Here is a 21,328-nt window from a genome sequence, read left to right as displayed (position 1 = left end):
GGGCGTTTTTCTTGAGCCCAGCAATTCAGCCACAACTTTGTGAATAGCAGCAATTGATTGGCCCCGCCGCGCGCGTAGTCTGCCTGCCTTCATGCAGAAAACCATCCATCCGGACAGCGAAACCCTGACGAGGATAGGCAGCAGCGTGCGCGGGCGATTGTCCGAGAGCCCGGCGATAAGGCGCGTTCCGGTGGAAGGGGCGGAAATCTACACGGCCGAGCAATTCCTCTCGCCGGTGCACTGCTCCCATCTCATCGGCCTGATAGACGCTGTCGCCTGCCCATCCCGCCTGGCCGAAGAAAAGGATTGGGAAGGCTACCGCACGAGTTTTTCGGGCGACATCGATCCGAACGACCTTATCGTCCGCGCACTCGACACAAAACTGAGCGAACTCACCGGGATCGATAGCGCCTGCGGCGAATCCGCGCAGGGTCAGCGCTACAATCGAGGCGAGTTCTACCACGAGCATTGGGACTGGTTCGACACGAGCGCGCCCTACTGGCCGCGCGAAAAGCGTAATGGCGGACAGCGAAGCTGGACGGCGATGATCTATCTCAACACCGTGGACGAAGGCGGGATGACGGACTTCGTCCACCTCGGCCTCAAGGTTCAACCGATCGCGGGAACGCTCCTGATCTGGAACAATGCCCTGCCTGACGGTACTCCCAACCCCCTGACCATGCATGCCGCGCGGCCCGTGGTGCGCGGCGTAAAGTATGTCGTCACGAAGTGGTTCCGCGCGCGTTACTGGTCCTGAACGCGATGGCACCGGGTCATGAGTTAAAGACCTAACACTCCTCGCCGTCTTCGGCCGAGCGGCGAGCCTCCAGATACTCCATGAGATGATCGAAACGCCGGTGCAGCCGGATGATCTCAAGCTGCGTGCGCAGATTGACCTCATAGTCGTGCCGCGCGGTGATCCGATCCTTGTCGGCCTGCCGGTTCTGACTCATCATGATGACAGGCGCCTGGATGGCGGCCAGCATCGAAAGCATCAGGTTCAGGAAAATGTAGGGGTAGGCGTCGAAGGGCTTGATTCCGATCGCCTGAAGGATCGTGCTGTTCAGCAGCATCCAGCCGAACAGCACCACGCCGAAAGCGATGATGAAGCCCCAGCTTCCGCCGACCGCCGCCACCCGGTCGGCCAGCCGGTCCGCGCGGGTTGCATGAAGCGCGGCCAGCTCATCGGCATTGGGGCCAACGATACTGCCGGTCGCAATGCGGTTGAGGACCTCCCGGTCCTCCCTGTCGAGATCATCGAACCGACGCCCGAGCAGCTCTTCGGCGAGTTCCTCGGGCGTCTTGGGGTTCTTGTGCATTCAGGCCCCGATCTTTCCGTTCAGCCAGCGGCCGAAAGGGCCTCCGCGATCAGTTTGCGCGTTTCAGGCACGCCGTAAAGGGCAATGAAGCTGCCCATGCGCGGCCCCTGCGAAGAACCGAGCAGCGTTTCGTAAAGCGCCTTGAACCAGTCACGCAGCGTCTCGAACTGATAGGTCTCGTTCTTGCCGATCTCGTAGACCACGTTCTGAAGCGCTTCTGCGGTCGCTTCCGAGCCGGCCTTCTCCAGTTCGGCGTCCAGCACCTTCAGCGCTTCGGCCTCGTTCGCAGTCGGCGCACGGCGCTTCAGGGTAGGTGCAATGAAGTCACGATTGGTGGCGAGCGCGGCGCGGACCATCTCCCCCAGTTCCGGGTGCGCCTCGGGCGTGGCATCGGCGACATAGTTACCGAGATAGGACCAGACCTGCTCTGCAGTCGCCTCCGCGCCGAGAACCCCGACGAGGTTGAGCAGCAACGAGAACGTCACCGGCACAGTGTCGCCAGCACCTTCATCTTCGCCGTTCGCGCGCAGCAGGTGCCACACGGGATTGCCGAGTTGCTTGTCGAGCGCCTGACCGGCGAGATTGCCGCGGAACTGCCAATACTCGTCGACAGCCTTGGGGATCACCCCGACATGAAGTTGCTTGGCGCTCTTGGGCTCACGGAACAGGTAGAAGCCCAGCGACTCCTCCGTGCCATAAGTCAGCCACTGCTCGATGGTGAGACCGTTGCCCTTCGACTTCGAAATCTTCTCGCCATTCTCGTCGAGGAACAGCTCGTAGATCAGCCCTTCCGGCTTACGACCGCCCAGAATCTGCACAATCTTGCCGGACTGGGTCACCGAGTCGGTCAAGTCCTTGCCGCACATCTCGTAATCGACGCCGAGCGCATACCAACGCATGGCCCAGTCGACCTTCCACTGGAGCTTGGCCTTTCCTCCGAATACGGACTGCTCGACGACGGTGCCATCCTCGTCCGTAAAACGGATCAGGCCGGTGGCGGAATCGAGCACTTCGACCGGGACCTGGAGCACAACACCACTGGTGGGCGAAACCGGCAGCACCGGCGAATAAGTCTTGCGGCGCTCCTCGCGCAGCGTCGGCAGCATGACATCGAGGATCGCCTGGTTGCACTCGAGCACGCGCGTCAGCGCTGCGTCGAACTCGCCGGAATTGTAGCGATCGCTGGCCGAGACGAACTCGTAATCGAAGCCGAAGCGATCGAGGAAGTCGCGCAGCATCGCGTTGTTGTAATGCGCGAAGCTTTCGTGCGTGCCGAATGGATCGGGTATGCGGCTGAGCGGCTTGCCGAGGTTGGCGGCAAGCACTTCCCCGTTCGGGATATTGTCGGGGACCTTGCGAAGGCCGTCCATGTCGTCCGAAAAGGCGACAAGACGGGTCGGCGCTCCGCCCGTCAGCGCTTCGTAGGCACGGCGGACGAGCGTAGTACGCAGGACTTCCTGGAAAGTGCCGATATGCGGAAGGCCCGACGGACCGTAGCCGGTCTCGAACAGCATCGGCGCATCGCCGGGTTTGCCGTTCGGATAACGCTTGAGGAGCTTCTGGGCCTCCTGGAAGGGCCAGGCCTTGGACACGCGTGCGGCTTCAATCAGGGCGTTTTCAGTCATGGCAGCGCTCTTTGGCGAAAAGCGCGCATTTCGCAAGCAAGAAGGCATGCGCCTCGCCTTCGAAAGTGCCCTCATCCCGAACCTGATCGAAGGCCGCTCTCAAAGAGACTCATCGCTCGCAGCGAAGCATCTCCAATCGTCGGCAATGGAAGATCAGGTCCGGGATAACGGGATAACTCAGGCTTCCTGCCACTGCCAGTCGTAAGCGAGCGGGGCCTCACGGAAAGCAAAGCGATCGATGTGGCGCGCGACCACGTCGGTCAGGCCCTCTACATCCTCGCGCTTCTCACCGGTAATGGTGATCGCGATACCGCCCTCGTCCGCAGCCATGACGGCCACGGCGGAAGGAAAGGTCACGGTTCCGGTATCACCATCCACTTCGGTCTGGAGCTTGTGGCTCCAGTGCTTGCAAAGCTGACGGACGTATTTGCCACCGCTTTCGGTCGCGACACGGGTAGCGATGCTGTTCATCCCTCGATCCTTTCGATCTTGCGAGTGGCCTCGTCGAGTGCATCTGCGATCTGCAGGATGACATCCCGATTGGCGCCATCTTTCGAGAGCCGGTCGAACATCGCGATTTTCAGCGCATGCATCGCCCGGCGCACCGGAGCGGGATCAACCTTCTCGCGCGCTTCGGCAAGAGCCGAAAGCCGTGCCTTCAATGCAACCGCCTTATCGGCATCCGCTTCTGCCTGGGCCTTGCCCTGCTCGGTTGCTTCATAGGACTTGCGGGAGGTTTCACCGCTAGCCGGCGCGATCAGCCCGGATTCCTCCATGTAAGTGAGCGCAGGGTAAACGACGCCCGGACTGGGCGCATAATCTCCACCCGACAGCCCTTCGATCTCGCGGATCAGGTCATAGCCATGGCGCGGCGTCTCGGCGATCAAGGCTAGCAGCAGGATCTGGAGTTCGGCCTGATCGAACAACCGTTTGCGGCGTCCGCCACCCGGACCCCCTCCAAATCCGCCGCCGAAACCACCGCCAAATCCGCCAAAGCCTTCGCCACGGCCGCCACGCCCGCGTCCCCGTCCGCCGGGAAATCCGCCGCCGAAACCTTCGCCAAAGCTGTCGCCATCGGGCCCTCGGCCCATTCCGAACCCGCCGCGGCCACGCATGCCGCGCGGTGCAAACTCGTCCGAAGAATAGTGCTCGCGGTGATGCCCGCGACGGCCGCAACGGCCCTCACCACGCTCGATGCCATGGCCATGATCGCGGCCCCTGCCGCGCTTGTGAGAATGCATATCTCTCATTTCGATTTCTTTCCAATTCATGATGGCCTCAAAATATATCTTAAAGGGAAATTCGCAAGAGCCTAAAATGTATCTTGATGTATTTTTTGTTCCGACACTGCGGTTTTCGACGATAGCCGGCTTCGCAAGGTTTCCCTTTTGTCCGCAGCTTGCCTAAGACGAGCGGCATGGCCGCCCTGCCCCTTCCCGCACTCCATGCCAGCCACGGCGGCTCGTGGCTTCGCGACGGATCCGGCAACACCCGGCCTGTCTCGAAGGGCGAATCGGTGATGGCGGCGGCAGACACGCCGCTGCTGATCCTCAACGCTCCCCTGGTCGCCACGCGACTGGGCTATCCCGACCTGTCCGGCCTCGACCTGCTCGAACTCTACGCCTTCGTGCATCCTGCGCGTTTCGTCGTGCCGACGCCCAAGGGTCTCGGCCAGGCGCTCGATCTCGAAATCCCGAAAGACGATGCCGACGTCCCGCGCCTGCTTCAGGAAGCCGCCGGCGCCCTGCTCGCCATTTGCGAAAGCCCGACCTGGCCCGAACGGGAAGGGGCATGGACGTCGCTACAATCGCTCGTCCGCATGCGCTGGCCATGGTCGAATCTGCTGGAATCGCGCATCGCTCGTCCCGAACGCGCCGAACGCTGGCTGTTCACGCGCCTGCCCGAATGGGAAGAAAGCCCCGAACTTCCACAACCCCGGCAGATTACGCTGGAAAAAGATGAAGTACTTCAACGCCTTGCGCGGCTGACGGGCAGCGGCGCGGAGCAGCGCCCCACCCAGCAGGCCTATGCCGCAGAAGCCGCGGCTGCATTTGCCCCGCGCCAATCCTCCGGACGCCCGCACGTCCTGCTCGCGCAGGCAGGTACCGGAATCGGCAAGACGCTCGGCTATCTGGCCCCCTCTTCGCTATGGAGCGAATTGTCCGGCGGCACCACTTGGGTTTCCACGTACACCAAGGCACTGCAACGCCAGCTCCGCAAGGAGAGCCGCCGCGCATGGCCGGAACGGCGCGCGGACGGCAGCCAGCCCGTCGTCGTTCGCAAGGGCCGTGAGAACTATCTCTGCCTGCTCAATCTCGAGGATGCCCTGCAGGGCGGCTTCGCCGGGCGCGCGGCAATCATGGCGCAACTCGTCGCGCGCTGGGCCGCCTATACACAGGACGGCGACATGATCGGCGGAGACCTGCCGGGCTGGCTCGGTACCCTGTTCCGTCAACGCGGCATCACAGCCCTCACCGACCGGCGCGGCGAATGCGTCTATGCCGGCTGCCCGCACTACCGGAAGTGCTTCATCGAGCGTGCCGCACGGGCCAGCGCCGGGGCCGACCTCGTGATCGGCAATCATGCACTCGTCATGATCAACGCCGCGCGCGGCCGCGACCACGCTGCCCGGCCGACCCGGATCGTCTTCGACGAAGGCCATCATGTCTTCGACGCCGCCGATTCCACTTTCGCCGCCGCGCTCACCGGCGCCGAGGCGATCGAACTTCGCCGCTGGGTAATCGGGCCGGAAAAAGCCTCGCGGGGACGACGGCGCGGCCTCTCCGCCCGGCTCGCCGATGTCGCCAGCTATGACGAAGCTGGCGCAAAGGCGATCAACGCCGCCCGCGCCGCGGCCGAAGCGCTTCCCGGCGATGGCTGGATGCAGCGCCTCACCGAAGGCGCGCCCTCCGGCCCGATCGAAGAACTGCTCGCTGCCGTGCGCGCAACCGTCTACGCCCGCGACGAGAGCGGCGGACAGGAAGCCGGCTACGGACTCGAAACCGAGGCGGCCGGACTGGACGGCGCCTTCGTCGAGATCGCGGAAGCCGCGCGCGAGGCCCTGGGCGAACTGCGTCAACCTCTCGTCCGTCTCGGCCTCAGGCTGGAAGCGCTGATGGAAGATGGGCCCGACTGGCTTGATGGTCCCGGCCGAGCGCGCATCGAAGGAGCCCGGCAATCGCTCGGCTGGCGTGTGGATATCCTTCTGGCCTGGGAAGCGATGCTCGGCAGACTCGCCGGCCCCGCCGATCCCGAATTCGTGGACTGGCTGGCACTCGATCGTTCGGAAGCGCGCGAATACGATGTCGGCATCCACCGTCATTGGCTCGATCCGATGAAGCCTTTCGCCAGCGTCGTTCTCGAACCGGCACACGGCGTCGTGATGACCTCGGCAACCCTGCGTGACGGCGAGAACTGGGATAAGGCCATCGCGCGCTCGGGCGTCCGTCATATCGAAGTTGCCCCGAAGCTTTCGGAACATCTCAGCCCCTTCGACTATGCTGCACAGGCCGAAGTCCTCATCGTCAACGATGTGCCTCGCGGCGATATTCCCGCGCTCGCCGGCGCATACGCGCGGCTGATCGAAGCGGCAGGTGGAGGCGCGCTCGGCCTGTTCACGGCCATTCGCCGTTTACGCGCCGTCCATGGCCGCATTGCCGACCGGCTCGCCCGCGCGGGCCTGCCTCTCTATGCGCAGCACGTCGACCCCATCGACACCGGCACGCTGGTGGATATCTTCCGCGACGATCCGGCCGCATCCCTGCTTGGCACCGATGCCTTGCGCGACGGCGTGGACGTGCCGGGCGAATCGCTGCGACTGGTGGTGATGGAGCAAGTGCCCTGGCCGCGCCCCACCATCCTGCACCGTGCCCGGCGCGTTGCCGGCGGCGGCTCCGCCTATGATGACAGTCTGATCCGCGCAAAACTGGCGCAGGCTTTTGGACGCCTGATCCGCAGTCGCGGCGATCGCGGGCATTTTGTCGTCCTCTCCTCTGCCTTCCCCTCGCGATTGCTGAGCGCTTTCCCTGAAGGAACGCCGGTGCTTCGAATTTCGCTGGAGGAAGCCTTGCATCGCGTCGCCTGGAATGTTTCAGGAGAAAGCGAAAAGCAGAGCGATGCGGCCCGACCTTCCGTTTGACCCCGAACTAGTGTGAACCGAACTACTCGATGAAAACTCTCGGAATCTTCAGACATGCCAAGTCCGACTGGCACGACGCCCGCCTGCGGGATTTCGATCGCCCGCTCAACAAGCGCGGACGAAAAGGCGCTGCCTTGATGGGATTGCACATCCGGGATCATGCGATAGGCTGGAAGCGCGTCCTCGCATCGCCTGCCGTCCGCGTCACGCAGACGATCGAACTCGCAGGCGAAGCTGCAGGTGAAATGCCGCCCATCACCTGGGACCGCCGCATCTACCTTGCAAGTTCGGCAACGCTGATAGACTTGCTGCGCGAACAGACGGGTGACCCGCGTTCGATCATGCTCGTTGGCCACAACCCCGGACTGGAAGATCTGATCTTCGACCTCGTGCCGGATGACGGCAGCAGTCCGATGCGCGATGTGGTCGAAGAAAAGTTTCCCACCGCTGCATATGCGGTGTTGGAACTGGACATCGATTCCTGGGACCAGATCCGCGAAGGCATCGGGCGCCTCGCCCACCTGACCCGTCCCCGGGATCTAGACCCCGAACTGGGACCGGACATTCAATTCTGAATAGCGGGCAAGCCCGCCTCACACCTCGACGAGGGCCTGGGCCAATCGCTCGCGAATTTGCTGCAGCGCTTTTTCGAAAGCGTCGATAGCTTCTACAGGCTTCGGATTCGTAGAAGGGTCGACGCCGACCGAAATGGACGCCGTGGCCAAGACCGTGGCCGGCTGCTCTTCAAGCGCCATCCGGGCGCCGCGCAAGGTATAACCCTCACGATTGACCAGCCGGTCGATCGCCGCGATCAGCACGACGTCCTCGCGCCGATAATAGCGACGATTGCCACTGCGCTTGATGGGTTGAAGCGACGGAAACTGCTCTTCCCAGTAGCGCAGGACATGTTGCCGGATGCCCAACGCCTTGGTCACCTCGCCGATCGTGCGCAGCGCATCAGGCGCCTTGCCATCGTCAAAGCCAAAAGGGTCGAAACCGGAACCGGTTTCGCCGCCCGCTTCACTTGCTGCCATGGCTAAAATCTCCGCATTCCTGGCCGCAATCAGCCAGTAATGCGGTCCTTCAGCATCTGGCTTGCCCGGAAAGTCATGACCCGGCGCGGCGTGATAGGCACTTCGACCCCGGTTTTCGGATTACGTCCGATCCGCTCGCCCTTATCGCGCAAGAGGAACGTTCCGAACCCGGAAATCTTAACGTTTTCGCCCTCGGCGAGGGCCTCCGACATGTGTTGCAATATCGCTTCGACCATCGCAAGCGACTCGGACCTGGACAGTCCGAGCTTCCTGTGGATGGCTTCAGCGATCTCCGCCCTCGTCAGTGTGTCCGTGGAACGCATCAGTCCCGCATCCCCTCCGTGCGACAAACCCCCACGAAGATAATATGAAAAAATGCGGGAAAAGCAATGCCGCACGCAGCAATTGCGGGCACTCCCCCATACCGGAGCAAATTCACATCCGGATCAGGCTGGCGCCCCAGGTGAAACCGCCGCCCATCGCCTCCAGAACGACCAGGTCGCCCTGCACAATTCGTCCGTCGCGAACCGCCTGATCCAGCGCCAACGGGACCGAAGCTGCCGAGGTATTGGCATGCTGCCCCACCGTCATGACGACCTTCTCACGTGGAAGATCAAGCTTCCTGGCGGTGGCTTCCAGAATGCGCGCATTGGCCTGATGGGGCACGAGCCAATCGATATCGTTTGAAGAAAGACCAACTTCTTCAAGGACTTCTTTAAGGACCTCAGCCAGATTGACCACCGCATGACGAAAGACCTCGCGGCCTTTCATGCGCAGCTTGCCGACCGTCCCCGTGGTTGACGGACCGCCGTCGACATAAAGGAGTTGGTTGTGCGCACCGTCAGCATGAAGACGCGTGGCAAGAACGCCGCGCGGCGCATCACCGTCCTGCTCCTGCGCTTCGAGGATGATTGCTCCCGCACCATCTCCGAACAGGACACAAGTGGTGCGATCTTCCCAATCGAGGATGCGGCTGAACGTTTCCGAACCGATTACCAGCGCACGCTTGGCCATGCCGGAGCGCAACATCGAATCGGCAACGCCCACGGCGTAAAGGAATCCAGAGCACACCGCTGCCACGTCAAAAGCGATTCCGCCCCGGCAACCGAGGTTGCTTTGAACGATGGTAGCCGTTGCCGGAAAAGTCTGGTCGGGTGTTGCCGTGGCGAGCACGATCAGGTCGATCGAGGAGGCGTCGATCCCGGCAGCCTCAATCGCCTTGCGTGCGGCATCCGTTGCCAGGCTCGACGTGGTCTCGTCGGGCGCGGCGATGTGCCGGTTGGAAATGCCGGTACGCTCGACGATCCACTCGTCGCTCGTATCAACCTGTTCGGCAAGTTCCGCGTTGCTGACCGAGCGGCGCGGCAGGGCGGAACCCGTACCGACCAGAACCGAACGAATCATCAGGCACTCTCTTCCTGGACACGCGACTTGCGCAGGGACGCCCCGCCCACGCGGGCAAGGTCGGCGGATATCCGCTCGGTCACGTTTTCCTCCAGGAGCCGCGCGGTCACCGCCACGGCATTTGCGACGCCCGCGGCATTCGCGCCGCCATGGCTCTTCACGACAATACCGTTGAGGCCCAGGAAGACCGCGCCATTATGGTTATTGGGATCGAGGTGGTGCTTGAGCAGCTCGGTAGCAGGCTTCGAGATCAGGAAACCGATCTTGGAGCGGAGCGAACTGGTAAATCCGCGCCGCAGCAGGTCCGCCACGAATCGCGCCGTACCCTCGACCGCCTTCAGGGCAATGTTGCCCGAGAACCCATCGGTTACGACGACATCCATCGAACCGCTGCCGAGCTTGTCCGCTTCGGTGAACCCGTCGAAAGACATCGACAGGTCGCCAGCCGCTTTCTTGAGGGTCGCCGCCGCTTCGCGCAGCATGTCAGTGCCCTTGGTTTCTTCCGAACCGATGTTCAGAAGACGCACGCGCGGCTGCTCGCGCCCCGTGGCGACGCGGGCATAGGCAGCGCCCATGATCGCGAACTGCACGAGGTTGCGGGCATCGCACTCGGCATTGGCGCCGAGATCGAGCATGACGAGATCGTTGTCCCCAAGCGTCGGCAGCAGGGCTGCAAGCGCCGGGCGATCGATTCCGGGCATGGTCCGCAAGGTCAGCTTGGAAATCGCCATCAGCGCGCCGGTGTTGCCGGCGCTGACGGCGGCTCCGGCGTCACCCGCCTTCACCGCCTCGATCGCGCGTCCCATCGAGGTGCCCTTGGCCCGGCGCAAGGCCTGACTGGGCTTATCCTCACCGCTGATAACGCCTTCGGTATGCAGAATCTCGGAAGAAGCCCTGAGATTCGGATGATTTTCGAGCGCGGCCTTGATCCGCGGCTCATCACCGACCAGCAGGAACTTGAAACGATCATGACGACGGCGCGCGAGCGCAGCGCCCTCAATCATGACGCGCACGCCCTCGTCGCCGCCCATCGCATCGATCGCGATACGCGGCAGACTCATGGGCACTCTCCGGGAATCGTCGTAATCTTAGACTTCAACCGCGACGATTTCACGACCATTGTAGTGGCCGCAAGCGTTGCAGAGGTTGTGCGGGCGCTTCAGCTCACCGCAGTTGGGGCATTCGTGGAACGCTTCAACCTGCAGAGCATCGTGGCTGCGGCGCATGCCCCGGCGAGACGGGGACGTTTTTCTTTTAGGGACAGCCATTTCGGCACCTGTTCCTGGAATTGAATGTCAAAAAGGCCGCCGGAAACCGTGTTCGCGGACCGGCGGCTTGCGAAGGCGCGCCTATAACCGATTTCACACGAGTTGCAACCCGTTCCGCCCCGCCGCATGAACGCGAAATCGACAAAGAGGAAATTGCACCAATGATTCTGCAGACCACACTGTGCCTTGCGGCCGCCGCCGGTGTCATCACCTTCTGGCATATAGTGCGGATCGGACAATTGCGCATGCGCGAAAAGGTGCTCTTCGGCGACGGCGGTCACGAACGCCTGGGCCGCCGCATGCGCGCGCAGCTGAATTTCGTGGAAAGCACTCCCTTCCTGCTGATCCTCGTCGCCGCGATCGAGATGACGGGCAAGGCCGGCCCCTGGCTGGCGATCGCCGGCTCGATCTTCATGCTGGGCCGTGTGGCACACGCTCTTGGAATGGACATCGGCAAGCCCAACCTGCTGCGGGCAGGCGGCGTTATCATTACAGTGCTGACGCTGCTCGGGCTGTCGGTCATGGCGCTGCTGATCGCGCTGGGACGGTTCTGAGAATCAAAAAGGGGCGGCGCATGGACGCCGCCCCTCTCAAAAGCACCAAAGCCCGGCCGCTTCAGCCCGGAAGCCCCCGCTCCAGCGCAGCATCCCCGACATAGGGATTCGTCCGCCGCTCATCCCCGAACGTGCTGATCGGGCCGTGACCGGGAACGAACGTGACATCGTCACCCAGCGGCCAGAGCTTCCGGGTTATCGAATCGACGAGATCCGCCAGATTGCCCCGCGGGAAGTCCCAGCGGCCAATTCCGCCCTGGAACAGCACGTCCCCCACCATGGCGAACTTGCTGGGCTCATGATGGAAGACGACATGGCCCGGCGTATGCCCCGGGCAATGGACGACATCGAGCTCAAGGTCTCCCACCGTTACCTTATCGCCATCCTCGAGCCATCGATTCGGCTCGAAAGTCTGCGCCTCCATGTTCCAGCGAGGGCCATCGTCATTGAGCTGGGCAATCCAGAATCGGTCTTCTTCGTGCGGCCCCTCGATCGGCACGCCCATCTCCCTGGCGAAGATGCCGGCCATGCCGCAATGGTCCAGATGACCATGAGTCACGAGGATCTTTTCCAGAGTAACGCCCGTTTTCTCCAACGCCTGCCGCAGCTTGGGCAGGTCACCGCCGGGATCCACGAATGCGCCGCGCATGGTCTTCGTGCACCAGATCAGCGAACAATTCTGCTGAAGCGGGGTAACGGGAATGATGCCGACGCGCATCGGCTGCTCCTGAATATCGGTCATGCCTGCGGAAATGGCCGCAAGCCCCGGCCAATGCAACCGTCACCGACAGCCGCTAGATGCGCCCGCCCTTCCACACGACGCGGCCGATCACTTGGATATCCTCAAGCCCACATTCGAGCGGGCGATAGGCGGAATTGTCGCTCAACAAGGTGATACGTCCGCCTCGCCCCGCAGCCAGGCGCTTCACCAATACGGAATCATCCAGACGAACGACGTGGATACCGTCACGCAGCGGCCGCCAGTCACGGTCCACGAGAATCTCGTCTCCGTCACGCAAGGTCGGCTCCATCGAATCGCCGCTGACCGCGATTGCGGAAAGCATGTCCGGGCGCAGCCCCATCGATCGCAACCATCGGGACGAAAACCGAATCGCCCCGAATACATCCTCGCCATCCGGCAAAGCGCCGGGCCCGGCGGAGGCGCCCACTGAAAGGCGCGGAACTTCCACCCAATCCCCACCGGAGACATTTCCCGCGACTTCGGCGTATTTTTCTTTCGCTTTACCCAGCTCAGCCTCGTCCACCCCGAAGTACCGCGCCAGCAGGCCACGGTCCTCCTCCTCCAGTTTGCGAGGGCTGCCCTTCTTGATAAATTGCTGAAGATAGCTCTGATTTTTGCCGATCATGCGTGAAAGACTGGACAAGCTAGCACCGCGAGCCTCGGCCAGTTCAAGCAGACGGGAGCGGACTTCAGGGCTTTCCATAATGTAATCCATAACAAGAGGAAATTTCCTAGACAAGTAGGAAATAGATGGAACATAAAGAGAACGCAAGCCCATCGAACGGAGCCTCTCATCCCGATGCTTATTCGCCAGATCGAACGCTTCCTGCGCCTGACAGACATGGCCTGGACCAGATTCGGACGGCTCGCCGCCCATGATCCGCGATTTGTCGGCGATCTCCGCAATGGCCGTACGCCCCGCGCCGGAACGGCGGCGCGGATCGAACTATTCATGACGAACTACCTGGAGAGCACCCATGCACGTTAATCTCGCCCATGACCGCTCGATGCTGGCCTCGGCGCACGCATCCGCTCGGGAAGCCATGGGCGGCGCCGCACGCGGTCCCTGGCTTCCGCTGCTATCGGCAGTGCTGAAGCTGGCAGGGCCGGAAGTGGAATTCCTGCGCCATGCCGAGCGCCCCTGGAGCAGTGCCACATTCTCAGGCTCGCGCCACACCATCGCTCTGGCCTTTACCGGCGATGCCGCCATCACCGCTGGCGAGAACCTTATCGAAGCCCTGCCCGAACACGAATTCACCATTCCTCGACAACTCGTCGCCGATGCAGCGCTCGGTGAAGTCGCGCACGAAGCCGGGCCGCCTGCACGCATGACGGTGGAACTGGAACTGCTGCTGCTTGAGGATTTCTGAGATCGCCGAAAGGCTGAAATGAAAAAGGCAGGGGTAAAACCCTGCCTTTTTCATATTATCAAAGCGCTGCCGAAAGGTCCTTGATCTCGATATTGAGGATCCGGTCGTTTTCCGAATAATCGACCGGGCAATCTATCAGGTGGACACCGGGCGTATCCCGGCAATGAGCCAGCAATTCCTTGAGATGCGCGGCGCTTTCAACTCGGTAGCCGTTCGCGCCATAGCTTTCGGCATACTTCACGAAGTCCGGGTTGCCATAGGTCAGACCAAAGTCGGCAAAGCCCATGTTGGCCTGCTTCCAGCGGATCATTCCGAAAGCGTTGTCGTTCAGGATCAGAACGGTGAGATTGAGACCAAGCCGCACCGCCGTCTCCATCTCCTGGCTATTCATCATGAAGCCGCCATCGCCGCAGACGGCGAAAATCTTCCGATTCGGATAGACCATCGCGCTTGCCATGGCCGAAGGCAGCCCTGCCCCCATCGATGCAAGCGCGTTGTCCAGCAACACGGTGTTCGGCTTGCAGGCGCAATAACCACGAGCGAACCAGAGCTTGTAGACCCCATTGTCGAGACAGACGATCGCATCATCAGGCAGTGCTTCACGCACCTGCTGAACGAGATGAGGCGGGAAGATCGGAAAGCGTTCGTCAGCCGCCAGTCGGTCGGTATGCTCGACCTCGGCCTTGCGATAGCCGAGCATGGCTTCGAAATTCCATCTGGCAGAGGGCGTGATCGCTTCCTTGATCTGCCACATGGCGTTGGCAATATCGCCGATCACCTCGACATGCGGGAAGTAGACGGGGTCAACCTCGGCGGTCTTGGTCGAGATGTGAATAACCACGCGGTCATCCCGCGTACCGTCGTTATGCATGAAGAACGGCGGCTTCTCGATCACGTCATGGCCGATGTTGACGATGCAGTCGGCATCCTCGATCGCACGGTGAACGAAGTCCCCCGACGACAGCGCCGCGCAACCGAGGAAACGGGGATGGCGCTCGTCGATCACGCCCTTGCCGAGTTGGGTCGTGAGGAAGGGAATGCCGGTCTTCTCGACGAACTCACCCAGCATCTTGCTGGTCATCTTGCGGTTGGCGCCCGCTCCGATCACCAGCACCGGCCGCTTGGCCTTCTCCAGCGCTGCCACCGCCTGTGCGATCGATTTCACATCGGCGGTTGGCCGGCGCACCGTCGAGCGCAGGATGGGGCGCGAATCGGTGTACTCGTCGGCAATGTCTTCCGGCAGTTCGACATGGGTCGCGCCGGGCTTTTCCTCCTCGGCGATGCGGAATGCCTCACGCACGCGGCTCGGGATATTGTCCGAACTTGCCATCTGGTGCGCGTACTTGGTGATCGGCTGCATCATCGAGACGACATCGAGGATCTGGAACCGACCCTGCTTGGACTTCTTGATCGGCTTCTGGCCCGTAATCATCAGCATCGGCATTCCGCCCAGCGTCGCATAGGCGGCAGCGGTGACAAAATTCGTTGCCCCCGGGCCGAGGGTCGAAAGGCATACCCCCGCCTTGCCGGTATGGCGGCCGTAAGTCGCCGCCATGAAGCCCGCGCCCTGCTCGTGACGCGTGAGGATCAGTTTGATCTTCCGCGACCGTGAGAGCGAATCGAGGAAATCGAGGTTCTCCTCGCCCGGAACGCCGAAGATATATTCGACGCCTTCCGCCTCAAGACATTCGATGAATAGATCGGACGCCTTGCGCTTGTCGCTCTCTGCCATGTGCACCTTCCCTCAAACCGTTTGCACATGTCTCGGGAAATGTGGCGCACAATTCAATGGCGCTCATGCCGGCGCTTCAATAGCCGTTCGACAGATCGACCAGGTGTTCGAGCGGCTCACCGCGAACGAAGTGTTGAAGATTGCCGAGAAAACGCGCCGATCCGCGCTCGAACAATGCATCCTGCGCGCGGCCGGAAAGATGCATCGATATATGGATATTTGCACGCGACCACAGCGCATGGTCTGCGGGAAGCGGCTCGGGCTCGGTAACGTCGAGGAACGCTCCGCCCAGATGGCCCGAGTCGATGGAAGCAAGCAAGGCATCCTGCTCGATCACCGTTCCGCGCGCGAAATTGAGGAAGACGGCCCCCGGCTTCATCGCCGCAAACTCGGCCTCGCCGAACATGCGCAAGGTTTCCGGTGTGGAAGGGACCACGGCAATCACCCAGTCGAACCGGCCAAGCTCGGCCCGCCACTCGTCGGAGCCCAGCTCGCCCGCCCCCGGCCGGCGCCGGACCCCGGTGACTTCCGCCCCGAAGACACGCAGCATCTCGCCGATACGGCCGCCGATCTCTCCCGATCCGACCACCAGCACCTTCGAGCCAAGCAGTTCGCGCTTGCCGGGCGGTTCCATCAGCCATTCATGCCGGTCCTGCGCCCTCACCACTTCGCGCCAGCCCTTCGCCACCGTGAGCATGCCCATAAGGGCATATTCGGCGACGGACTGGGCATGAATTCCCGAACCATTGGTAAGCCGGATGCCGCGCTCGCTCAGAACCCGGAGCGGGAGCCAGTCCACGCCCGAAGAAAGAGCCGTGTACCAGGCCAACCTTTCGGCAGCCTCGATGAATTCCGCCACGACAGCAGGCGCGACCGGATCGAGCCACGCCACTTGCGCCTGCGGCGCAAGCTCCAGAAGCTGGCTGTCGCTGTCGAACCAGAGCGGCTGCACGCCATCAGGCAGGCGGCCGTCCAGAAGCGGGCGCGACTGGGCGTTGATCACGGCGACGGTCATGGCGAACTCCGATAAATGGCCGATTAAAAGCCCTTATCGTTTGATCGGGACAGCCGGATGGAATGGCAAGCCCCCCAATGCCCCGGTTAACGCAAGTGCAGTCCCGCCCCGCTCACGCGCTCAGCCGAGCTTCCATTCCCAGCCGAGCGGATCGCCGTCCATCACCTCGACACCCTTCGCCGAGAGTTCGTCGCGAAGGGCATCGGAACTCGCAAAGTCCTTCTCCGCGCGCGCCTGTTTACGGCGAGCGAGCACATCCTCGATTTCGGCCTCGGTGATTGCCGCAGCCTTTGGACGAATACGCAAGTCGGCACGGCCCGTCCCGAACAGATCGAGCCCCAGCACCGAATCCATCGCCTCTATCGCCGCCCGCTTGGCGGAGGGGTCCACCTTCTTGGCGGCGAGCACATCTTCCAGCGCCGTCAACGCGACGGCGGTGTTGAGATCCTCGCCGATCGCCTTCTCGAACGTTTCGAGCATGGGCGCGAGCTTCGGGTGATTGGCGTCCCCTGCCTCCACCTCGCCCAGGCGTTCGGCCACGATGATCATGCGCTTGAGGCGCACCAACGCGGCGGCAAGGCCTTCCCACGAGAATTCGAGCTCCGACCGGTAATGCGCCTGAAGGCACATCATGCGGTAGCCCAGCGGGTGGTAGCCCTTGTCGATCAGCAGTTGCAGCCGCAGGAACTCGCCCGAGGACTTGCTCATCTTGCCTGAACGCTCAACGAGGAAATTGTTGTGCATCCACACCCGGGCGCCCGAATTTGCGGGAACGTCGAGGCCGCAAGTATCATCGGGCTTGCAGCAGAACGCCTGGTTCTGCGCGATCTCGTTGGGGTGATGGATTTCGCGGTGATCGATCCCGCCGGTATGGATATCGAACGGGAATCCCAGCAAGTCGCCGGACATCACCGAGCATTCGAGGTGCCAGCCCGGCGCGCCCTTGCCCCACGGCGAATCCCATTCCATCTGCCGCTTCTCGCCCTCGGGCGTCTTGCGCCAGATCGCGAAGTCGGCGGCGTTTCGCTTGCCCTCGACGGCCTCGATACGGCCCTCCCCCTCGTCGGTCACGGCTCGCGCGAGGTGGCCGTAATCCGAGACCGTGGAAACGTCGAAATAGAGGCCGCTCTCCAGTTCGTAGCAGTGCCTTGGCGCGATCTTTTCGGCAAATTCGATCATCTGCGGAACGTAATCTGTCGCGATGGACCACTTGGCGGGCTGACGGATGTTCAGCGCCTCGATGTCGGCCCAGTAGGCCTGCGTATAATGCGCGGCGATATCCCAGATGGACTGGGCCTGGGTCCGCGCCATCTTCTCCATCTTGTCCTCGCCCGCGTCGGCGTCGTCGGTGAGATGGCCGACATCGGTGATGTTGATGACGTGAGTGAGCCTGTAGCCCTTGTGGCTCAGGGTACGGCCGAGAATGTCTGCAAAGACATAGGCACGCATGTTGCCGATGTGGGGGTAGTTGTAGACCGTCGGCCCGCACGTATAGACCCGCGCCTCGCCTTCGTGGACGGGCTGGAACGGCTCCAGCTGGCGGGTCAGGCTGTTGAACAGCGTCAGGCTTTGCGTCTCGGTCATGACGCAGGGCAATTAGGCAGGAGCCGGGCGCAGTCAAGCCATCAGCGATGCGCCCGGCGGTTCCTCGGACTTGTGGAAATGATCACTCTTCCTCGAACAGTCCCGCGAGTTGCTCGATCATCGTGCCGCCGAGTTGCTCGGCGTCCATGATCGTCACCGCGCGCCGGTAGTATCGCGTCACGTCGTGGCCGATGCCGATGGCGACGAGCTGGACCGGGCTCTTGGCCTCGATCCATTCGATCACCCGGCGCAAATGCGCCTCCAGATAGCCTGCGGAGTTCACTGAAAGCGTCGAATCGTCCACCGGTGCACCGTCGGAGATCACCATCATGATCCGCCGATCCTCAGGGCGGGCAAGCATGCGGTTGTGCGCCCAGAGCAGCGCCTCGCCGTCGATGTTTTCCTTGAGCAGGCCCTCGCGCATCATCAGGCCGAGGTTCTTGCGCGCACGGCGCCACGGCTCATCCGCCTTCTTGTAAATGATATGGCGCAGGTCGTTGAGGCGGCCCGGGTGCTGGGGACGGCCACTCGCAAGCCAGGACTCGCGGCTCTGCCCGCCCTTCCATGCGCGGGTGGTGAAGCCGAGAATCTCGACCTTCACGCCGCAGCGCTCCAGCGTGCGTGCCATTACATCGGCACTGATCGCCGCGATCGAGATAGGGCGACCGCGCATCGAGCCGGAATTGTCGAGCAGCAGGGTGACGACGGTATCCTTGAACTCCACGTCGCGCTCGATCTTGTAGGAGAGCGACTGGCCGGGCGAGACGACCACGCGGGCAAGCCGCGCGGCATCGAGCATGCCCTCTTCCTGATCGAAGTCCCACGAGCGGTTCTGCTGCGCCATGAGGCGGCGCTGGAGGCGGTTCGCAAGACGCGTGACAACGCCCTGCAGGCCCTTGAGCTGCGCGTCGAGATAGGCGCGCAGGCGCGTCAGTTCCTCATCGTCGCAAAGCTCGGAGGCGACGACCACCTCGTCATAGGCCTCGGTGAAGACCTGGTAGTCGAAGCTGTCCGGGATATCGGTCCAGGGCCGGTTCGGCCGGACGGGCAACATGCCCTCCTCGCCCTCCTGGCCTTCCTCGCCGTCGTCCATGTCTTCCGAGTTATCGCCCTCGGCCTCGCTCTCGCCTTCGTCCTGACCGCCGGAAGGCTCGGCGGCCATTTCCGCAGGCTGCTGTTCCTGCCCGCTTTCGTCGCCGGTCTCGTCTTCCTCGGTCTCCTCGTCGCCGTCCATGTCCTCGGACTCTTCGGGCGGCTGCTCGATCTGCTCGGCCTGGGTCATCTCCAGATGCATCAGCATGTCGAGCGAGAGCTTCTGGAAAGCCTTCTGGTTTTCGATCGAATCGGCCAGAGCCTCGAAATCGTCGCCGGCCTTCGATTCGATCCAGCGGCGCACCATGTCCACGCCAAGTTGCGCCGCTTCCGGCACCGACTGGCCGGTGAGCCGTTCGCGCAGCAGGAGCGCCAGCGCTGTCGGGATCGGAACGCCGTCCGGGCTATCCGCGCGCGAAATCGGATCGCTGGCTATCCGCGCCTCCAGCGAAGCGTCGAGATTGGCCCGCATCCCTTCGTAACTGTTGGCGCCGAGCGCTTCGTAACGCACGGCCTCGACCGCATCGTAACAGGCCCGGGCCGAAGGATCGGACGGGGCGTTGCGCATGTGCAGCCGGTCGTTGTGATGGCGCAGCCGAAGCGCGAAGCTGTCGGCATAACCGCGCGCCTGCATGGCAGCCCCGCGCGGAATCGAGCGGCCCGGCATGGGCACGCGAAAGGTCTGGCCGCTGGAACTGGGAGCGTCGGCAGTCCAGTTGACCTCGACTTCGGCATCGTGCGCGATGGCGCGCGAGGCGCCGGTTAGGGCCAGCTTGAAGCGATCGACGGGAGTATCTTCGGACATGGCACGCTCAATGGCGGCTTAGTCCGCCCGGTGCAAGCCGGGATGAAAGGGCATCGCTCCGAGTTCGCCCCGGAATGATGCCCTTCCTGTTCAGATCGGCAGGATCAGAGCGACTGGCCGGTCTTCGCCCAGTCGGCCATGAAGCCTTCGATGCCCTTGTCGGTGAGCACGTGCTTCACGAGGTTCTTGATGACTGCCGGCGGCATCGTCGCCACGTCAGCGCCGATGCGGGCGCATTCGAGAACGTGGACAGGGTGGCGGATCGAAGCAGCGAGGATTTCGGTGTCGAAGGCGTAGTTGTCATAGATCAGGCGGATGTCGCGGATCAGGTCCATGCCGTCGAAGCCATTGTCGTCATGACGGCCGACGAAAGGCGAGACGAAGCTGGCGCCGGCCTTGGCCGCGAGCAGAGCCTGGTTGGCCGAGAAGCAGAGGGTGACGTTCACGAGCGTGCCGTCGCTGGTCAGCTTCTTGCAGGTCTTGAGGCCGTCGATCATCAGCGGCACCTTGATGCAGACGTTGTCTGCGATCTTGCGGAGGATTTCGGCCTCGCGCATCATGCCTTCATGGTCGAGCGCGACGACTTCGGCACTGACCGGTCCGTCGACCAGGCCGCAGATTTCCTTGGTGACTTCCAGGAAGTCGCGGCCGGACTTGGCGATCAGCGAAGGGTTGGTGGTGACGCCGTCGAGCAGGCCGGTGGCGGCCAGATCGGCGATGTCGTTGGTGTCGGCGGTGTCGACGAAGAACTTCATGGCGCGGTTCCTGTGGATGCGGGGCTGCGACGGGCGAGTCTAACGCGCCCGTCGATTCTGGCGCTCCCTATAGGGATGCGCGGCGTTCTGCGCCACCCTGGCCCCGCTGCTCCGGCGAATCAGCCCTGCTTCAGCGCGCCGATCAGCGCTGCGTCATTGGTTTCCCCCGGATTTTGCCGGATAGCCGCTTCGGCTGCGCCGACTTCGTACCAGATGCCGTTATCTGCATCGAGTGCGAGAGCATGGGCGGCATCCTGGATCGTCACGCCCTTGAGCGCGGCGATCGCCTGGTTCAGCGTCGGATCCTGGGCTTCGCGCATGGCACGCTCGATCTCGGGGATCATGGCGTTGACGAGAGCCGGGCCCATGTTCCGACGAAGGAACGTCGTCGCCGCAGTATTGCCTCCGCTGAGGATTTCGGCGGGTTCGCGGACGGGAATATCCTGAACGGCCTTGAGCGCCACCGGCCCGGCAGCGCGGGCGCCCGGCGCCGCGAAAAGATTGAGCTGATATTGCAGCTTGTCACGGAAGGCCTTCGACTTCAGCACCCCGCTGTTGGTGCGGCCGGGACGGCTGAACAGAAGCGGAAGCGGCAGGCGCGCAACCGGGCTGGTCCAGAAACCTTCCGGCTGGCCGAGCCAGGTGAATGCGCGCTCCGACGAATAGCGCATGAGGCGGCGCACCGGATCTGCGCCGGCGGAGCTGCTTCCACCAAGCGTCGAGCAGCCGGGCAGCATCAGCACGCCGGTGGCGAGCATACCGACCAGCACGCCCCGGCGGCTCCAGTCGGCAGGGCGCGAATTCTCGCCCTCGGACAGTCCGTTTTCCCCTGTTCCCCAGTTCACCATCATCAACTCCTTCACGCCCCGTGCAACCAGTGCCTATATGCAA

Annotated in this window: 23 protein-coding genes; 6 read left to right on the top strand and 17 right to left on the bottom strand. The window is 62.8% G+C overall.

Annotation, left to right across the window (positions count from 1 at the left end; all coding sequences use genetic code 11):
• Nucleotides 1-91: 91 nt before the first annotated feature.
• Nucleotides 92-757 (top strand): 2OG-Fe(II) oxygenase, encoded by a 666-nt coding sequence (locus U9J33_RS09895; protein WP_324694881.1) that lies wholly within the window; start codon nt 92-94, stop codon nt 755-757.
• Nucleotides 758-788: 31 nt separating this feature from the next.
• On the opposite strand, the gene U9J33_RS09890 is transcribed toward U9J33_RS09895, so the two are convergent.
• From U9J33_RS09890 to U9J33_RS09875, 4 genes are all read right to left on the bottom strand, one after another.
• Nucleotides 789-1,319: a DUF1003 domain-containing protein gene (locus U9J33_RS09890; protein ID WP_324694879.1), complete on the bottom strand. Its 531-nt coding sequence runs from the start codon at nt 1,317-1,319 to the stop codon at nt 789-791.
• A 20-nt stretch (nt 1,320-1,339) separates the two neighbouring features.
• Entirely contained in the window at nt 1,340-2,944 is a 1,605-nt protein-coding gene (locus tag U9J33_RS09885) for a lysine--tRNA ligase (RefSeq protein ID WP_324694877.1), read from the bottom strand.
• A 177-nt stretch (nt 2,945-3,121) separates the two neighbouring features.
• Entirely contained in the window at nt 3,122-3,415 is a 294-nt protein-coding gene (locus tag U9J33_RS09880) for a DUF2218 domain-containing protein (protein WP_054441652.1), read from the bottom strand.
• Nucleotides 3,412-4,035, bottom strand: a complete 624-nt coding sequence (locus U9J33_RS09875) for a PadR family transcriptional regulator (RefSeq protein ID WP_082370566.1) — start codon at nt 4,033-4,035, stop codon at nt 3,412-3,414. The genes U9J33_RS09880 and U9J33_RS09875 overlap by 4 nt, the downstream gene beginning before the upstream one ends.
• A 326-nt stretch (nt 4,036-4,361) precedes the next feature.
• On the opposite strand from U9J33_RS09875, the gene U9J33_RS09870 reads away from it, so the two are divergent.
• Both U9J33_RS09870 and U9J33_RS09865 read left to right on the top strand, forming a co-directional pair.
• Nucleotides 4,362-7,082 carry an ATP-dependent DNA helicase gene (locus U9J33_RS09870; protein WP_324694873.1) on the top strand — a complete coding sequence of 907 codons (2,721 nt, stop codon included), beginning with the start codon at nt 4,362-4,364 and terminating at the stop codon, nt 7,080-7,082.
• A gap of 29 nt (nt 7,083-7,111) precedes the next feature.
• Complete coding sequence (locus U9J33_RS09865; protein ID WP_324694871.1) at nt 7,112-7,657, top strand: histidine phosphatase family protein; 546 nt, start codon at nt 7,112-7,114, stop codon at nt 7,655-7,657.
• Between the two features lie 18 nt (nt 7,658-7,675).
• Here U9J33_RS09865 and U9J33_RS09860 read toward each other — a convergent pair whose 3' ends face one another.
• The 5 genes from U9J33_RS09860 to rpmF all read right to left on the bottom strand — a co-directional run bounded on the left by U9J33_RS09860 (nt 7,676) and on the right by rpmF (nt 10,788).
• Nucleotides 7,676-8,116, bottom strand: a complete 441-nt coding sequence (locus U9J33_RS09860; RefSeq protein WP_324694869.1) for a MerR family transcriptional regulator — start codon at nt 8,114-8,116, stop codon at nt 7,676-7,678.
• 29 nt (nt 8,117-8,145) lie between these two features.
• Nucleotides 8,146-8,439 (bottom strand): integration host factor subunit alpha, encoded by a 294-nt coding sequence (locus tag U9J33_RS09855; RefSeq protein WP_054441643.1) that lies wholly within the window; start codon nt 8,437-8,439, stop codon nt 8,146-8,148.
• 112 nt (nt 8,440-8,551) lie between these two features.
• Nucleotides 8,552-9,520 (bottom strand): beta-ketoacyl-ACP synthase III, encoded by a 969-nt coding sequence (locus U9J33_RS09850; protein ID WP_324694866.1) that lies wholly within the window; start codon nt 9,518-9,520, stop codon nt 8,552-8,554.
• Entirely contained in the window at nt 9,520-10,581 is a 1,062-nt protein-coding gene (gene plsX / locus U9J33_RS09845) for a phosphate acyltransferase PlsX (RefSeq protein WP_054441641.1), read from the bottom strand. Before plsX ends, U9J33_RS09850 begins: the two co-directional genes overlap by 1 nt.
• 27 nt (nt 10,582-10,608) lie before the next feature.
• Nucleotides 10,609-10,788 (bottom strand): 50S ribosomal protein L32, encoded by a 180-nt coding sequence (gene rpmF, locus U9J33_RS09840; protein WP_082370565.1) that lies wholly within the window; start codon nt 10,786-10,788, stop codon nt 10,609-10,611.
• A gap of 161 nt (nt 10,789-10,949) precedes the next feature.
• On the opposite strand from rpmF, the gene U9J33_RS09835 reads away from it, so the two are divergent.
• A complete protein-coding gene (locus U9J33_RS09835) occupies nt 10,950-11,342 on the top strand; it encodes an MAPEG family protein (RefSeq protein WP_185997507.1) in 393 nt (130 codons plus the stop codon).
• A gap of 61 nt (nt 11,343-11,403) precedes the next feature.
• Here U9J33_RS09835 and U9J33_RS09830 read toward each other — a convergent pair whose 3' ends face one another.
• Complete coding sequence (locus U9J33_RS09830; protein ID WP_324694862.1) at nt 11,404-12,084, bottom strand: MBL fold metallo-hydrolase; 681 nt, start codon at nt 12,082-12,084, stop codon at nt 11,404-11,406.
• Between the two features lie 52 nt (nt 12,085-12,136).
• Nucleotides 12,137-12,799 carry a LexA family transcriptional regulator gene (locus tag U9J33_RS09825; protein ID WP_324694860.1) on the bottom strand — a complete coding sequence of 221 codons (663 nt, stop codon included), beginning with the start codon at nt 12,797-12,799 and terminating at the stop codon, nt 12,137-12,139.
• An 84-nt stretch (nt 12,800-12,883) separates the two neighbouring features.
• Between U9J33_RS09825 and U9J33_RS09820 the strand changes: the two genes are divergently transcribed.
• Nucleotides 12,884-13,072 (top strand): hypothetical protein, encoded by a 189-nt coding sequence (locus U9J33_RS09820; protein ID WP_054441636.1) that lies wholly within the window; start codon nt 12,884-12,886, stop codon nt 13,070-13,072.
• On the top strand, nt 13,062-13,454 hold the full coding sequence (locus U9J33_RS09815) for a hypothetical protein (RefSeq protein ID WP_292636672.1): 393 nt from the start codon (nt 13,062-13,064) through the stop codon (nt 13,452-13,454). Before U9J33_RS09820 ends, U9J33_RS09815 begins: the two co-directional genes overlap by 11 nt.
• A gap of 58 nt (nt 13,455-13,512) precedes the next feature.
• Here U9J33_RS09815 and U9J33_RS09810 read toward each other — a convergent pair whose 3' ends face one another.
• The 6 genes from U9J33_RS09810 to U9J33_RS09785 all read right to left on the bottom strand — a co-directional run bounded on the left by U9J33_RS09810 (nt 13,513) and on the right by U9J33_RS09785 (nt 21,288).
• Nucleotides 13,513-15,186: an acetolactate synthase large subunit gene (locus U9J33_RS09810; protein ID WP_324694858.1), complete on the bottom strand. Its 1,674-nt coding sequence runs from the start codon at nt 15,184-15,186 to the stop codon at nt 13,513-13,515.
• Between the two features lie 76 nt (nt 15,187-15,262).
• Nucleotides 15,263-16,201 carry a D-2-hydroxyacid dehydrogenase gene (locus U9J33_RS09805; RefSeq protein ID WP_324694856.1) on the bottom strand — a complete coding sequence of 313 codons (939 nt, stop codon included), beginning with the start codon at nt 16,199-16,201 and terminating at the stop codon, nt 15,263-15,265.
• Between the two features lie 120 nt (nt 16,202-16,321).
• Nucleotides 16,322-17,785 carry a cysteine--tRNA ligase gene (gene cysS / locus U9J33_RS09800; protein WP_324694854.1) on the bottom strand — a complete coding sequence of 488 codons (1,464 nt, stop codon included), beginning with the start codon at nt 17,783-17,785 and terminating at the stop codon, nt 16,322-16,324.
• An 82-nt stretch (nt 17,786-17,867) separates the two neighbouring features.
• Nucleotides 17,868-19,682: a cobaltochelatase subunit CobT gene (cobT, locus tag U9J33_RS09795; RefSeq protein WP_324694852.1), complete on the bottom strand. Its 1,815-nt coding sequence runs from the start codon at nt 19,680-19,682 to the stop codon at nt 17,868-17,870.
• A gap of 104 nt (nt 19,683-19,786) precedes the next feature.
• Nucleotides 19,787-20,437: a fructose-6-phosphate aldolase gene (fsa, locus tag U9J33_RS09790; protein ID WP_324694850.1), complete on the bottom strand. Its 651-nt coding sequence runs from the start codon at nt 20,435-20,437 to the stop codon at nt 19,787-19,789.
• Between the two features lie 119 nt (nt 20,438-20,556).
• Nucleotides 20,557-21,288, bottom strand: coding sequence for a DUF4197 family protein (locus U9J33_RS09785; RefSeq protein ID WP_324694848.1), 732 nt, complete (start codon nt 21,286-21,288; stop codon nt 20,557-20,559).
• Between the last annotated feature and the right edge of the window lie 40 nt (nt 21,289-21,328).

This window comes from Novosphingobium sp. RL4, assembly GCF_035658495.1.
GTDB lineage: Bacteria > Pseudomonadota > Alphaproteobacteria > Sphingomonadales > Sphingomonadaceae > Novosphingobium.
This window is presented reverse-complemented; position numbering and strand designations above follow the sequence as displayed.

What these genes read in the sequence shown, in the direction of transcription:
- U9J33_RS09895 (WP_324694881.1), top strand. Translation starts at nt 92, where the DNA reads ATGCAGAAAACCATCCATCCGGACAGCGAAACCCTGACGAGGATAGGC.
- U9J33_RS09890 (WP_324694879.1), bottom strand. Translation starts at nt 1,319, where the DNA reads ATGCACAAGAACCCCAAGACGCCCGAGGAACTCGCCGAAGAGCTGCTC.
- U9J33_RS09885 (WP_324694877.1), bottom strand. Translation starts at nt 2,944, where the DNA reads ATGACTGAAAACGCCCTGATTGAAGCCGCACGCGTGTCCAAGGCCTGG.
- U9J33_RS09880 (WP_054441652.1), bottom strand. Translation starts at nt 3,415, where the DNA reads ATGAACAGCATCGCTACCCGTGTCGCGACCGAAAGCGGTGGCAAATAC.
- U9J33_RS09875 (WP_082370566.1), bottom strand. Translation starts at nt 4,035, where the DNA reads ATGGGCCGAGGGCCCGATGGCGACAGCTTTGGCGAAGGTTTCGGCGGC.
- U9J33_RS09870 (WP_324694873.1), top strand. Translation starts at nt 4,362, where the DNA reads ATGGCCGCCCTGCCCCTTCCCGCACTCCATGCCAGCCACGGCGGCTCG.
- U9J33_RS09865 (WP_324694871.1), top strand. Translation starts at nt 7,112, where the DNA reads ATGAAAACTCTCGGAATCTTCAGACATGCCAAGTCCGACTGGCACGAC.
- U9J33_RS09860 (WP_324694869.1), bottom strand. Translation starts at nt 8,116, where the DNA reads ATGGCAGCAAGTGAAGCGGGCGGCGAAACCGGTTCCGGTTTCGACCCT.
- U9J33_RS09855 (WP_054441643.1), bottom strand. Translation starts at nt 8,439, where the DNA reads ATGCGTTCCACGGACACACTGACGAGGGCGGAGATCGCTGAAGCCATC.
- U9J33_RS09850 (WP_324694866.1), bottom strand. Translation starts at nt 9,520, where the DNA reads ATGATTCGTTCGGTTCTGGTCGGTACGGGTTCCGCCCTGCCGCGCCGC.
- plsX (WP_054441641.1), bottom strand. Translation starts at nt 10,581, where the DNA reads ATGAGTCTGCCGCGTATCGCGATCGATGCGATGGGCGGCGACGAGGGC.
- rpmF (WP_082370565.1), bottom strand. Translation starts at nt 10,788, where the DNA reads ATGGCTGTCCCTAAAAGAAAAACGTCCCCGTCTCGCCGGGGCATGCGC.
- U9J33_RS09835 (WP_185997507.1), top strand. Translation starts at nt 10,950, where the DNA reads ATGATTCTGCAGACCACACTGTGCCTTGCGGCCGCCGCCGGTGTCATC.
- U9J33_RS09830 (WP_324694862.1), bottom strand. Translation starts at nt 12,084, where the DNA reads ATGACCGATATTCAGGAGCAGCCGATGCGCGTCGGCATCATTCCCGTT.
- U9J33_RS09825 (WP_324694860.1), bottom strand. Translation starts at nt 12,799, where the DNA reads ATGGATTACATTATGGAAAGCCCTGAAGTCCGCTCCCGTCTGCTTGAA.
- U9J33_RS09820 (WP_054441636.1), top strand. Translation starts at nt 12,884, where the DNA reads ATGCTTATTCGCCAGATCGAACGCTTCCTGCGCCTGACAGACATGGCC.
- U9J33_RS09815 (WP_292636672.1), top strand. Translation starts at nt 13,062, where the DNA reads ATGCACGTTAATCTCGCCCATGACCGCTCGATGCTGGCCTCGGCGCAC.
- U9J33_RS09810 (WP_324694858.1), bottom strand. Translation starts at nt 15,186, where the DNA reads ATGGCAGAGAGCGACAAGCGCAAGGCGTCCGATCTATTCATCGAATGT.
- U9J33_RS09805 (WP_324694856.1), bottom strand. Translation starts at nt 16,201, where the DNA reads ATGACCGTCGCCGTGATCAACGCCCAGTCGCGCCCGCTTCTGGACGGC.
- cysS (WP_324694854.1), bottom strand. Translation starts at nt 17,785, where the DNA reads ATGACCGAGACGCAAAGCCTGACGCTGTTCAACAGCCTGACCCGCCAG.
- cobT (WP_324694852.1), bottom strand. Translation starts at nt 19,682, where the DNA reads ATGTCCGAAGATACTCCCGTCGATCGCTTCAAGCTGGCCCTAACCGGC.
- fsa (WP_324694850.1), bottom strand. Translation starts at nt 20,437, where the DNA reads ATGAAGTTCTTCGTCGACACCGCCGACACCAACGACATCGCCGATCTG.
- U9J33_RS09785 (WP_324694848.1), bottom strand. Translation starts at nt 21,288, where the DNA reads ATGATGGTGAACTGGGGAACAGGGGAAAACGGACTGTCCGAGGGCGAG.